This is a genomic window from Chitinophaga pinensis DSM 2588 (assembly GCF_000024005.1).
Taxonomy (GTDB): Bacteria; Bacteroidota; Bacteroidia; order Chitinophagales; family Chitinophagaceae; genus Chitinophaga; species Chitinophaga pinensis.
Genome location: NC_013132.1, coordinates 4,151,995 through 4,164,560, shown reverse-complemented (window position 1 = coordinate 4,164,560; position 12,566 = coordinate 4,151,995). Strand labels below are relative to the sequence as shown.

Genomic DNA, 12,566 nt, shown 5'->3' with positions numbered 1-12,566 from the left:
TACGAGGGTTTACGGATTATCAATGAGGAGATTATAATTGGCATAACCGGCATAGCCGTCTACGGCGTCCGCTCTTTCCACAGACGAAACAGCTTTCCTTGCTGCATCCTGCTCTGTCCCCAGATGAATAGACAATGCCACGGTATAGGTATTGTCTTCATCTTTTATTTCAAGCAGGTATTTGTCTTTATATACAGCGGAGAGCCTTTTACGGATATTGTCCATGCCAATACCGTGTGATAGCTCTTTTGGTCCGCTTTTCTTTTTATTGCGGGTGGAAAAGTGCACCATTCTGCCATCCTCACTGACTGTCAACCTGAAAATAACGGGGTGTTCCGGATTATTCAGGTCTCCATGTTTAAACGCATTCTCTACCAGTGTAATCAGCACCAGGGGAATAATGCGGAGGTAACCGATATTGCCGGTAACATCAAACTGTACCTGCAGGCGGTTACTGAAGCGGAGCTGATTAATTTTAATCACGTTCTGGAGGTGTTCCACTTCTTTAGAGAGTGGTACCATGCCGCTTTCATCTTCACCGCTGTTCAGCGAATAACGCATGATCTCACAAAGTGTTACGATCCCTTCTGCCAGTTCCCGGGAGCAACCCAGGGATTTTGCATAGAAGAAGTTCAGCGTATTATGTAGAAAATGCGGATTGATCTGTGCTCTCAGGAAAGCATATTCAGCTTCCAGTTTCCCTCTTTCTGCCTGCATCTTTTTCAGTTCGCTTTCTCTTAGCTCTTTTTCTTTTGTAATGAGCCGTGCAGCGAAATAATAGCCGAAGGCAAAAAAGGAATACCTGATAAAAGTCCATAAACCGGCTACGACGAAGCTGCTCAGCTCAAAAGGCGGCACTTCTACATTGGGCAGCATCAAAGGAAAGATGACGTCGCCGATGAACGCAAATAATAGCAGGTATGTAATAAAAAGCATTATTTCTGCTGCCAGCAGCAACAGGTATTTCTGTTTCCGGGCTGACAGTAGTTTCAGGTAAACGTAAATGCTACCGTAGAAAACATAAATGCCGGGCAGCTGTGTAAGTACGACGTCTGCAAAGTCAAGCGCGTCAGTATGGGTAACGTAGATCTTATTCAGCGTGCCAAATGCGATGTATAGCAACCAGGCCCCTATGTGGAGTAACACTACCCTGTATTTCCTGTTTATCTGGAAATGCATCATATAAGGGTTATTTAGTTCTAACAAACTCTACCCAATCTACAACATTATCGGGAATTTCTACATCCGGTTCGATGCCTTTGTTGTCCAGCGGCTCTTCCGGCAGTCTGTTGGTCCGGGAAGTGGCATAACGCAGGGTATACAGCTGGCAGGGCATTCGCGTAGACGCTACATCGAGATAATCGATTGCGCCCATACTGTGCCGTCCGTAGAGTTTTACCTTCTTACTCTGCTTTGCTTTGAGCAGCAGGATCTCTGCGGCGCTGGCACTGCTTTCATTCACGATAAAGGAGATTGTTTTGGGATAAGGTAACACAGTAGGCATAGTGAGAGTGTCATCCTTCCAGAGTTTATACATGCCTCCTCTGTTGGCCTGTAGTTCTTTCAGTTCGTTTTTGAAAATTGTTTCCATGCTGTCAGAAATGTTAGGGTAGTCTGTAATGGAGTACAGGTCTTTGATATTGTCGTCGGTAGCCATCACAGACTGTCCTTTTGTAATAATAGGATTGGTATACAGATACGGCAGCAGTTTCTGGAAACAGAGCACTGATCCACCGGTATTATTCCTGAGATCTACGATCAGATGTTTGAGCTGGCTGATGACGGCCTTGTTCTTTTCTATCAGACTATCGATCAGTGGTTTGGCCAGTAAACTGAAACTGGGCATGACCAGCAGGCAGGTCTGATCGTCCAGCGTACGGAAAAACGGATCATAGTAGTGCCCCCTGAACACTTCGCTGTTGCTGTCACCCGGGTATACTTTACGCCAGATACCGGCCACGCCTGCATTCAGGGTGTGCCGGGCCAATGCCAGGATAGGCGTAATGGTATCGTGATATTTATTATAGAAATACCGCATTCTGTACGTTCGTCCGTGTTTGCTGACCCTGGCTTTTACCTGTCCTGGCAACCAGAACACACTATCCGCCCTAAGTATAATCCCCACAAACTCCTGCCCTTTCCTTTGCTTGTCGCGGATAAAGGCGACCTGGTATGCGTCGTCTTCATTCTGCCAGATACCTTCGAGTGAATCCAGTTTATCTCGCTGCTTATCCAGGTAACGCATCACCTGATCGCGTGAAATCGGTTGTGTCTCTGCATTAGCAAAAAGTGCTCTGATACGGATGCTGTCGCCCGGGTTATCGCCTTTGATGGCGAGGGTCATATGGCGATCGTTAAAGAACTTTATCCAGCTTCTCAGTACCGTTACACAATTACGTTCGTCTGTCCGGGCAGCTATCTGGCCAAGACTATCGGTATAGTGTACAAATAGGGAATGGTTGACCTGGGTTACTTTGTCGGCGTACCCGGCGTAATTCTTTTCCACCTTTGACACCATATGATTAAAATTATCTATACAACCACAGTCCTGGGCATTTAACTGTCTGGCAAACAAACAAAAGCAGATAGCGATTAGATACTTGGTTAATACTCGGTTACCCATTTATACTCCTTTAAGATAAAAAAAATACGGGAATCTCACTGCTACAAGGCCCGGAGTTCTTAGCAAGGGGCACCGATATGTGAGTTTCCCGTAAAAAATTTTTGGACGACTGTCCCTGAGATATCAGAGTGTCAGCATAGCAGTTTCCCTTGTGTCACACTGTGGACGACCGGAAACATCTGTCGTATTCATAATAATTCCGCCACCTCCCCAAAGGTTGTTCATTTTTTCAGCGTTCAGCTTGATTACAGTTACCTTGTTCAGTTTCAGCATTTGCTCTTTTTTGTCTGTAGTGTTTTCCATTTTTTTAAGGTTTAGCAGTTAAGAAATTAGTGCTGCGGTAAGGTTTGAAATATAAGATCGCTTGTTTCTGATTGTATAATAAAATTACCTTGTAATCCCCTCCTCCTGAAAAATGCTACACGAAATGCCCGATTCCAAGTACCAAATCGTTTATTTCGGGTAAGATTTTGCCACTTTCCCGGCCTTATGGGCATTTATTCCTCCCAGGCAATGGTCTTTGTACGGGCCAGGGCTGACTGATAATAACGGGCCAGGAAGTCATACATCACCATTTCCTGCTTACGGGAATAGGTAATCGTAGTACGGTTGATCATCATATGAATATAACTACGTAGCAGGTCTCTGATACATATTTCCAGTTTACCGGCACTCTCCATCATCAGGATATCATGGGCTACGCCGGCGATATTCAGGGACTTTTCCCGCAGGATCTTCATGAGGGGTTGCAGACTATCCGACTGACTGGCATTCCGTTCCATAAAGCTGGCAATCGCCTGCCTGTTATTCCTGTATTTATTATCCAGTTGCTGCTTCATTTCCTTGCTCCAGTTAAACTCTGCCCGGAAATCGTCCCGCAGGCCGCTCAGCAGGGTATGTTTTTCGTGCAGGGAGAACATAAAACAGTCCAGCAGTTCATCTACCGCACGGAGACTCCAGAGCCATCTGATTTCTTCCCGCTGGTCGCCCCAGGTATTGTGCAGCAATTCTGCGAAGGCTACGCTGTCATGATAGAACAAGGTTTCTGCCTGCTCTATGGCATTGGCGCCATAACGGGTGATCTCACGGGAATAGGTATCCAGCTGCACCTTCCAGATATAGCCTGCTGCGGTAAATGGCTGCAGACTGGCAAGTATCTTTGCCGTCACCTCCCCTATCTTACTCACATCAGTAAGGTGGAAGCGTACACGCAGATGGAAATCAGGATCGTTGAATCTGACGAAGAACCATTTATCCGTCAGACCGGCATCTACCAGTTCTGCGCCCAGAGGTCTGAGTGCGTTTAACAGTATCTTATCGGCTGATTTTACGCCGCAATACAGTTTATAGTACAACCAGTCGCTTCCCGGGGTAAAGTCCCGCTGTGCAGGCTCGCTCGCCATTTGTTGCGGTGCGGCTGTTTTGAGGTGTGCATAAGACGCGGTATCCTTTCCAAGGGTAGCCACCAACTGATTCACATAGGGTGCTCCGTTTTCATCGGTAATGCACTGCTGATTGTTCAGGGATTCGCGCAGTTCAAATGTCTGTCTGCCTTTTACAGTACTCAGCCAGGCACTCACCATACTGTGACAGGAGAAATCTATCATCAGTTCGTTATCACCATCCGCCAGTACTATTGTCTGTGGCAATTTCCAACGTTCCCTGAACGCCTGCAATGCTGCAGTCAGCTCCATTCCGCTCTCATTCAGCAACTGTGCAATGTCTTTCTGTGCGAAAGTCCATCTGGCCAGGTGCAGGATCGTGTTGCGGCAGGTCACTCTCGGGAAGAAACGGTATTTGGATTCCAGGGCGCCCCAGTGAAAAGACATACCGCCTCTTTTATCCTGTAGTTGTAAGTCGCACAGGAAGCGATATACAGGCAGCGAGTTATTGGTATAATTATGCGCGGTACTCAGGCGCGGGATTACCTGTTTGCCCAGGCGGCGGGAACGCATTACTACGCGGTTATTACGAACGGAGATATAGAGGTCCTGTAAGTCGATCTGTTGTTCTTTGTCGAGGGAAGATTTTGCCAGGTAGGGAATTTCGTATCCTCTGAATACAGGATGCAATAATATATTACCTGTACGGCTTTCCGGCAGGTGAATGATCTCTGCATACACCACTTCCGGATCCATGGCCTGCTCTTTTTCGGTGATATCGCATACCAGTCTGTTAATCGCATTGTCAGCATAAGCAAAACGTCCGAGCAGGTTGGCAGCGCTGGATCCACCCGCGCTTTCCAGATAGATAGCATTGTCTTTTTCATCAACGATCCGGAACATAACGGAGAAGGATGGCGGCAGGTCATGCCAGTTTGCCGTAAAGTCTTTCAGGTCTTCCTCATTGATTTCGATGGACTGACGACCTTCTGCGTACATGTCTACCAGTTTACCGCTCAACAGCTGTTCCAGGGCGCCCCAGGAGAAACGTACTTCATTCATTTTACCTGGCATACTAATATCATCCAGCAGGGGTGCAATGTTTGTACTGCTGCTGTCTACATAACCGATACCGGTTTCACCATCCAGTACTTCCAGGAGGGGCATTTCCTGTTCTTCATAACGTTCGCGGAAACGCTGCATAAATGTTTCCAGGTGTGGGTTTGCCTTGTATTCGCTGAGTTTGTTCATGACGTTCAGCGCATTCTGCAACTGATTCTGTACGTCTATATTAATGCCATTGCCGGACACATGTTTCACTACGTCTGTCTGAAACAGTTTGCTTTCATCGTATGCGACTTCCAGCATATCGAGCAATTGCATGATCTCGCGGTAGCGTTCGATACTATTGGTAGCGGTATCATCCAGTTGTTCTAACAGGGTGGCTACTTTACTTAATACGGTGAGCAGGTCTTTTACTACAGCGGGGTCCAGCAGTTCAATTCTTTGCAGTACTTCAATCACCTGTTGTAAAAATTCTTTTCCGGTGATGGCAGGTTCAATTTCACACACGAGTATCTGTGCTGCTATCAGTTCGTCGATGAAGATCCTGGCATCTTCTTCCGCGATATTATCATCTGCCAGCCAGTTACACAGTTGACCAATGGTAGCGCCGTTATAAGCGGCCGTTACCATTTTATCCAGGTATTCAGAGGCGCTGACTGCGCTGATCTGATGCAGACGTGTACCGCCTACATACAGGTATTCTACATAGCGGAGTTCATCACCGATCGTATACACGCTGCTATTAGGCATATAGAGCAGGTATTCCTTCACACCCGGCATGGTGGCCAGTTGTTGTGACAGCGCGCAAAGGTAATGCATATCCAGACGGGTATGGCGGCTGAAAGTTGTACCGCTGACAGTCACCGCTGTAGGTTGCTCACTCCATGCAGTAACGGCGCAACCGGAGAATAATCCGAATGGAGTACAACGTCTGCTCATACGGATTACATATTTGGTGAGTGAGCGGGTCAGTTTATCAATATCTTTTTTATTGGTGATACCTCCTTCTCTCCATTTGATACATTCGCTGTATAAAACAGGTGAAGCGAGATAGATTGCTTCAAGGAATGCGTTATCATGCAGTAAAGCTGGCAGTTGATCATTGGTGGGAATTTGCATTAGCGGGAATCTCGGCGTTCTTAGTACAAGGCGATTATCAAAAGAGTAAGGAGTGCTCATAATCAGATTGGGTTTTACTCGCTAGTATAATTGTTGGTGCCTACTCTGTTCTACAGCTTTTCGGCTTCCGCTGTGTTAGGGTGTGGAATCAACCACCTATTCTACGCAGCTCTTTTTCGATACCTGTTTTACGGTTTACGGCTGCTTTTACTTGCTGGTTCCCGAACTTGTAACTGAATACCAGCTTAATAAAACGTGACTCTATTTTATCGACATGCGTCGAGATGACTCCGAAGGAGGCCACATCATATGCGGCATTGAATGTATTGAAGATGTCTGTTACGTTAAATGTTAATCTCCCTGCTTTATGCAATATACTTTTACTGATTCCTGCATTTACTGAATAGCGGGCTTTCATGCGGTATGTGGCCCATTTTACCGGGGAATACCAGTTGGCGCTTAATTCTCCGGAAAATCCACCCGGCAATGCAAATGTATTGGCAGAGCTGGCATACATGCCTGCACCGGCAGTGTTAATTTCTGCATAGCGGGTATATGTCAGTGTTGCGGCGTTGGTGGTCTGCCATTTGTTACCCAGCAATCCTTTTGACCAGCTGAGGCTTGCGCTTGCAGTGGATGCGCCTTTCAGGTTGTCGAAGGTGCTGATCACCACATTACCGGTATCTTTTCTGTATACGTCTGTCAGTACCTGTGCATAATGTTGATAGCCCAGTGTAGCATATAATTCATTCCGGTAAGTATAAGACACTTCAAATGTATGGCCAATAGAAGGTCTGATATCAGGATTGCCCTGATAGTAGAAATACTGGCTGACGTAAGTCAGGAACGGATTGACAATGCTAAAGCTGAAGCGTTCTATATTCTTTCTGTAAGCAAAACCATACTGGTGATTTCCGGACTGTCCATACACCAATGAAAATGATGGAAAAATATTAAACTGACTGCGTTTACTGATCTGACGCAATGTTACAGATTCGCCCTGCATAGTGGCTTGTTCTGCACGCAGTCCGGCTCTCAGCTCCCATTGCTTCATCGTGCGCTGGTAATCGAGGTATCCTGCGTGAATATTTTCCTTATAAATAAAATGATTTGTTTTTCCGCTATCTGTCTGCCATGTTTTTCCGGTTTGTTGTTCCCATAGTACATTATTATCTGTCAGCGTGGCGGTTGTTTTAATGCCTGCTTCGAGTTTTCCTTTCCAGAGTGGCTGTGAATAATCTAACGCCAGCGATTGAATTGTGTTGTCTGAAGGTGAATTATCCCTCAACAGCCAGGGATTTTGTAAAGTGTGATTATTTGTTTCGAAATAGTTTGTGGTGTAGTCATCTCTCCACGCTTTGTTGTAGTTAAAATAGTCGGCATTCACAGTTAGCTGTCTGCCCATGGTATCCAGATTTACTTTATACCAGGCGTTCACAGCAGGATTTAACACACGAAGATGACCAGTGGTGGCTACAACGGATAATGCATCCTCTTTTTCTGACCGTGTATCCATTACACGATCTCTGTAGATCAGCAGTCCTTTGAACATGATTCCGGTGCTGCTGCGCTTATTGACATCAAAATCTATTCCTCCTTTGAAAGAATGATTATAGCGTATCCTTGTTTCATAACTATGCTGAGCAATCGTTGTTTTATTATCAGCATAGCGGTCTGAACATAAATCGTAATATTGCTTATTATATAGATAGTCATAATTACCATATACGTTCAGTTTTTCATTGCGGTAGTTCAGCGCCAGTCCCCCGTTATGTCTCCCATATCTCCCCATTCCTATACCTGCGGTCAGTACCCCGTTGAGCCCGTACCGTTTATTTTTCACAGTGATAAAGTTTATTACGGCTGCTCCTGCTGCATCATAGCGGGCAGAAGGATTCGTAATCAGTTCTACTTTCTCTATGCTACCTGCCGGCAATGCGCTCAGCCAACCTTTCAATGCATCCCCGGATAAGCGGCTGTCTTTTCCATCTACCAACACAGTTACTTTTTTTCCGTACAACTCATATTGTCCATTTCCCCTTTCAATAACACCAGGCGCGAGTGTCAGCACCTGTAGTGCATCACCGCCGACAGCGATCTTACTGTCTGCGATGTTTAATAATATTTTCCCGGTTTTCATTGTCACTACCGGAGCAGCGGCGTTTACTGTAAAGGCCTGCAGATCGTGTCTGCGTAATGTATCAGCCTGCTGCGCTTCAACTGCCTGCTGGCTCAGGCATAGGGTGGTGGTGATCACATAGAGGGCTTTGTATTTCATATAGTCGGGTTAATCCTGTCAGCCTTCCGCACATAACGACGATGAAACAAACTTAATGCAGGGAGGGGGATGCGCGAATAGAAATACACGAATGAGGATTTTAGAGGGACGAAAAGGGGTTTGGGGAGGGAGGTGTTCCAATATAGCTGTAAATGAAATAAGCCGCCTCTTCCGTGGCGGCTTATTTGTTGTATAAGATTATAGTTACGCGTTCAGTATGACCTTGGAAGCACTGATTTCAGACAACCGTTCTTTCCTTTTAGTGTCTCTCCTTACTATTCTCGCCTGTTCATTGATAAATTCTCTTCTTGCAGCTGCCTCCGGACCGCTTTCTATAAAAGATTGTCCATTTTGTTTCAGACGTTCTATAATTTGCGCTGTCTTATTTTATGCGAATACCCATTATTAAAAGCCATTTAAGTTTCTTGTATAAATATTAAACTTTCCTAAAGATAAATTATTCTTTACCAATTCCCTGCTTTGAGAATCGGGATAACAAAACAACTCTTTGTATCCTCCAAAGATTAAAGCCTTATAGCTTTCTATATTAGGCTCTGTTGCATCAAGAATAAAAAGGCCATGGGCCAATTTTTGTTTTAAATCTGATTTATCTGAGATCTCCCCTACCCAAATAAATTTTGGCATTAGTATTTCCAGAATAACCTCTTTAATATCTGGTTGAAAACTTGTATCCCTAACCAGATAATCTTTATAGGATCGACTAGAAGTGACAAATACTCTTATAAAGATTCTGTACCATTCTGAATTGGATACTCACCATCTAATAGAAGCGTCTTCATTTAAATTATATCACGTGAACAAAAAAAACATTGAAAATATTTTTTCTTGATAATAGAATCTCCCTTTCATTATGACCCTATCATTGTACAAATCATCGATTTTCCTTCCCTTCGATAAATCAGACAACTAATCATCGCAATTCGCGGTTGACCGCTCTTCCTCACAGCACTAGCTTTGCATCATCATCAGGGAAAGGCTTGCCTGACCTTCACTTTAAACGACAACACATGAAAAAAACGATGCTATTGTTGGCTGCTGGTATAGGAATGATGCTCTCTGTGCAGGCGCAGCAAAACCCAACGCTGATCATTCACAATGCAAACATTATTACACTGGACGATGCGAAACCTCAGGCGCAGGCGATTGCTATTGCGAATGATAAAATCATCGCAGTAGGTAACAATGCGGATATTCTCCGGCTAAAAGCGACAAATACCAAAGTAGTAAGCGCAAACGGACGTACTATTATTCCCGGATTGTATGATTCACACCTGCATGTTATCAGAGCAGGCAGGTTTTATAATACTGAACTGAGATGGGATGGCGTAAAGTCTTTGAAAAGAGCTTTACAGATGCTGAAAGAGCAGGCGGCAAGAACGCCGAAAGGCCAATGGGTAAGGGTTGTCGGTGGATGGAATGAATATCAGTTCGAAGAGAAACGACTGCCAACACTGGAAGAGATCAATGAAGCGACCGGGAATACGCCGGCATTCATTTTATATCTCTATGCGCATGCTTATCTGAACAAAGCAGGTATAGCAGCATTGCATATCGATGAAAATACGCCCAATCCTGCCGGTGGACTCATACAAAAAAATGCAGAAGGACAACCTACCGGTTTGCTGATAGCAGAACCGAATGCCTATATCCTTTATTCTACATTAGCCAAGCTGCCAGAACTGACGCCTGCTGAAAAAGGCAACTCCACGCTAGGTTTTATGACAGAGATGAACAGACTGGGTGTGACCAGCGTCATGGACGCCGGTGGTGGATTCCAGAATTTCCCGGATGATTACGGCATCACTGATTCTTTGTTTAAACTGGGTCAGCTGACAGTGCGCCTGCCTTACTATCTTTTTGCACAGAAAGGTGGTTCCGAGCTGCAGGATTATCAGAAATGGATCAGTATGGTCGATATAGAGCACCAGCAAGGTGAAGAAGCTGAAACGGAATATTTTGTGGAAGGTGGTGGAGAAAACCTGGTGGCGACCGGCGGTGATTTTGAAAACTTCAATAAACCTCGTCCTGATCTCGCCCCTGTTATGGAACAACAGCTGAAAGAAGTACTGACAGTACTGGTAAAAAACAGGTGGCCTTTCCGCTTACATGCGACTTACAATGAGTCTATCACCCGATTCCTCAATGTCATTGAAGCAGTGAATAAAGAAGTGCCCTTAAACGGACTCTCCTGGTTCTTCGATCATGCGGAAACCGTATCCGAAGAAAACCTGAAACGTATCAAAGCACTGAACGGCGGTATTTCCATTCAGCACCGCATGGCTTTCCAGGGGGAGAATTTCGTGGCCCGTTATGGTAAACAGGCAGCCAGGAATACACCTCCTATCCGTCAGATGCTCGATATGGGACTTAAAGTAGGCGCAGGTACTGATGGCACCAGGGTAGCGAGTTATAATCCTTGGGTGGCCTTACATTGGCTCTCTACTGGTAAGACGATCGGTGGACATGATTATACGGCGAATGAGAACAAAGTTGACCGTCTGACCGCATTGAAATTGTATACACAGGGTAGTGCCAGTCTGATTAATCAGCAGGGTGACAGGGGAACCCTGAAGGCAGGTTATCTGGCAGATCTGGCGGTATTGAATGATGATTATCTGAAAACAGATGCAGCAAAGATCAGGGATATTCATTCACTGCTGACGATCCTGGACGGCAAAATCGTCTATGGTGAAGGCGAGTTCAAATCTATAGCACCGGCGCAGCCGAAAGCGATGCCAGCCTGGTCTCCGGTGAATTTCTACGGGGGATATCAGTATAAGTAATACAGTGTATTGTTGTAGGTTTTATATACTTCAGGAAGCCGTCCGCCGCTGTCAGCGGCGGCTTTTTATTGACATTGCCGTATATCCTATTGTGTATCAGATAGCTACAACAGTTTCTACGATTAGATCGCGATTACACCGTTATTACAGCCATATTTCTTCGTTCCCGAACGAAGCGGTAACGGCGTAATAACGGCGTAGTATCGATGTAATACGGATAATCGATTGATATGAACGAAGAATATCACTAAGAACGGAAACTCTGCGCGGTGATCTTCGCGTGTTTTTTAAAAAAATTTGAAAAATGGGCTAAATCATCAAATCCGAGGGTATAACCAATATCATATACACTCCAATCCGTCTTTTTCAGCAGGATCTTCGCTTCCTGTGTGATCCTGTCACTGATAATATCTGTCGTTGTACGACCTGTTTTTGCTTTCAGTACTTTATTGAGGTGATTGACATGTACCGCCAGACGATCTGCATAGTCTTTCGCAGTGCGTAGTTCTAAACGCTGATGCTGCGATTCCAGCGGGAATTGTCTTTCCAGTAATTCTACAAATAATGAAGAGATCCTGTCGGCTGCATTTTGCGGCGCAGTCAGTACAGACATCGGTTGCAGCTTCTGTCCGTAGTGAATGATTTCCTGGAGGAGATTGCGCAGGAGATCGTATTTATAGACATAATCACTGGCAATTTCCCTTAACATTTTACGGAAAATATATTCCAGTTCAGCGACTGCTTCCGGCGTCAATTTGAATACCGGCAATGCACCCGGTTTGAAAATGGGCAATTCATCCAGAAAAACCCCTGCATTATTCCTGGATAGAAACTCTGCCGTAAAAATGCAGAACATACCCGTTTGATCGCTGTCTACAGGTACCCAATGATAAGGAATTCTGGGTGTAGCAAAAAGCAGCGCACTGTCTTCAATCTCTATCACTTTATCCGCATATTCCGCCCTGCTGTGACCACGGATGAGGCTGACCTTATAATAGTCCCTTCTGCTATACGGCATAATCCGGTTACCCGTCTTTTTATCATACAGCTTTTCAATTTCAAAAACATTAAAATGCCCATTCTCCGTTCCGATGCCGTCAGGAAGATCTCCGGTTGCCCGCTGGTAAAACTTGTTTAAGGAAGTATGCTCGATCATGTTATTGCCGAAAGATGACGTGATCAAAGGTACCATGTTTGTGAAATCTGCAAAATTCATTCTATCACCGTTAGCCATTTCCTTATTTGGAGATCTGCCTTACCCATCGTAATATTGCGATATATGAGCTGATAAAACC

The 12,566-nt window shown here is 45.1% G+C and carries 8 protein-coding genes; 1 reads left to right on the top strand and 7 read right to left on the bottom strand.

Annotated elements, in window-relative coordinates:
* Positions 1-9: 9 nt before the first annotated feature.
* The 6 genes from CPIN_RS36725 to CPIN_RS16810 form a co-directional block, all read right to left on the bottom strand.
* Positions 10-1,182 (bottom strand): sensor histidine kinase, encoded by a 1,173-nt coding sequence (locus CPIN_RS36725; RefSeq protein ID WP_012791038.1) that lies wholly within the window; start codon positions 1,180-1,182, stop codon positions 10-12.
* Between the two features lie 7 nt (positions 1,183-1,189).
* Positions 1,190-2,518, bottom strand: coding sequence for a S41 family peptidase (locus CPIN_RS16830; protein ID WP_187294782.1), 1,329 nt, complete (start codon positions 2,516-2,518; stop codon positions 1,190-1,192).
* Between the two features lie 228 nt (positions 2,519-2,746).
* Positions 2,747-2,926: a hypothetical protein gene (locus tag CPIN_RS16825; RefSeq protein WP_012791036.1), complete on the bottom strand. Its 180-nt coding sequence runs from the start codon at positions 2,924-2,926 to the stop codon at positions 2,747-2,749.
* 194 nt (positions 2,927-3,120) lie between these two features.
* Positions 3,121-6,249 (bottom strand): lantibiotic dehydratase, encoded by a 3,129-nt coding sequence (locus CPIN_RS16820; protein ID WP_012791035.1) that lies wholly within the window; start codon positions 6,247-6,249, stop codon positions 3,121-3,123.
* Between the two features lie 88 nt (positions 6,250-6,337).
* Positions 6,338-8,467 (bottom strand): outer membrane beta-barrel family protein, encoded by a 2,130-nt coding sequence (locus CPIN_RS16815; protein WP_012791034.1) that lies wholly within the window; start codon positions 8,465-8,467, stop codon positions 6,338-6,340.
* A 405-nt stretch (positions 8,468-8,872) separates the two neighbouring features.
* Positions 8,873-9,112, bottom strand: a complete 240-nt coding sequence (locus CPIN_RS16810; RefSeq protein WP_012791033.1) for a hypothetical protein — start codon at positions 9,110-9,112, stop codon at positions 8,873-8,875.
* 383 nt (positions 9,113-9,495) lie between these two features.
* On the opposite strand from CPIN_RS16810, the gene CPIN_RS16805 reads away from it, so the two are divergent.
* Positions 9,496-11,271: an amidohydrolase gene (locus CPIN_RS16805; RefSeq protein WP_012791032.1), complete on the top strand. Its 1,776-nt coding sequence runs from the start codon at positions 9,496-9,498 to the stop codon at positions 11,269-11,271.
* A 247-nt stretch (positions 11,272-11,518) separates the two neighbouring features.
* On the opposite strand, the gene CPIN_RS16800 is transcribed toward CPIN_RS16805, so the two are convergent.
* Positions 11,519-12,487 carry a helix-turn-helix domain-containing protein gene (locus tag CPIN_RS16800; protein ID WP_245552114.1) on the bottom strand — a complete coding sequence of 323 codons (969 nt, stop codon included), beginning with the start codon at positions 12,485-12,487 and terminating at the stop codon, positions 11,519-11,521.
* Positions 12,488-12,566: the final 79 nt, after the last annotated feature.

Bases quoted from the DNA above. Each gene is read 5' to 3' on its own strand.
- CPIN_RS16820 (WP_012791035.1), bottom strand. From the start codon at position 6,249: ATGAGCACTCCTTACTCTTTTGATAATCGCCTTGTACTAAGAACGCCG.
- CPIN_RS16800 (WP_245552114.1), bottom strand. From the start codon at position 12,487: ATGAATTTTGCAGATTTCACAAACATGGTACCTTTGATCACGTCATCT.
- CPIN_RS16805 (WP_012791032.1), top strand. From the start codon at position 9,496: ATGAAAAAAACGATGCTATTGTTGGCTGCTGGTATAGGAATGATGCTC.
- CPIN_RS16825 (WP_012791036.1), bottom strand. From the start codon at position 2,926: ATGGAAAACACTACAGACAAAAAAGAGCAAATGCTGAAACTGAACAAG.
- CPIN_RS16815 (WP_012791034.1), bottom strand. From the start codon at position 8,467: ATGAAATACAAAGCCCTCTATGTGATCACCACCACCCTATGCCTGAGC.
- CPIN_RS16830 (WP_187294782.1), bottom strand. From the start codon at position 2,518: ATGGTGTCAAAGGTGGAAAAGAATTACGCCGGGTACGCCGACAAAGTA.
- CPIN_RS36725 (WP_012791038.1), bottom strand. From the start codon at position 1,182: ATGATGCATTTCCAGATAAACAGGAAATACAGGGTAGTGTTACTCCAC.
- CPIN_RS16810 (WP_012791033.1), bottom strand. From the start codon at position 9,112: ATGCCAAAATTTATTTGGGTAGGGGAGATCTCAGATAAATCAGATTTA.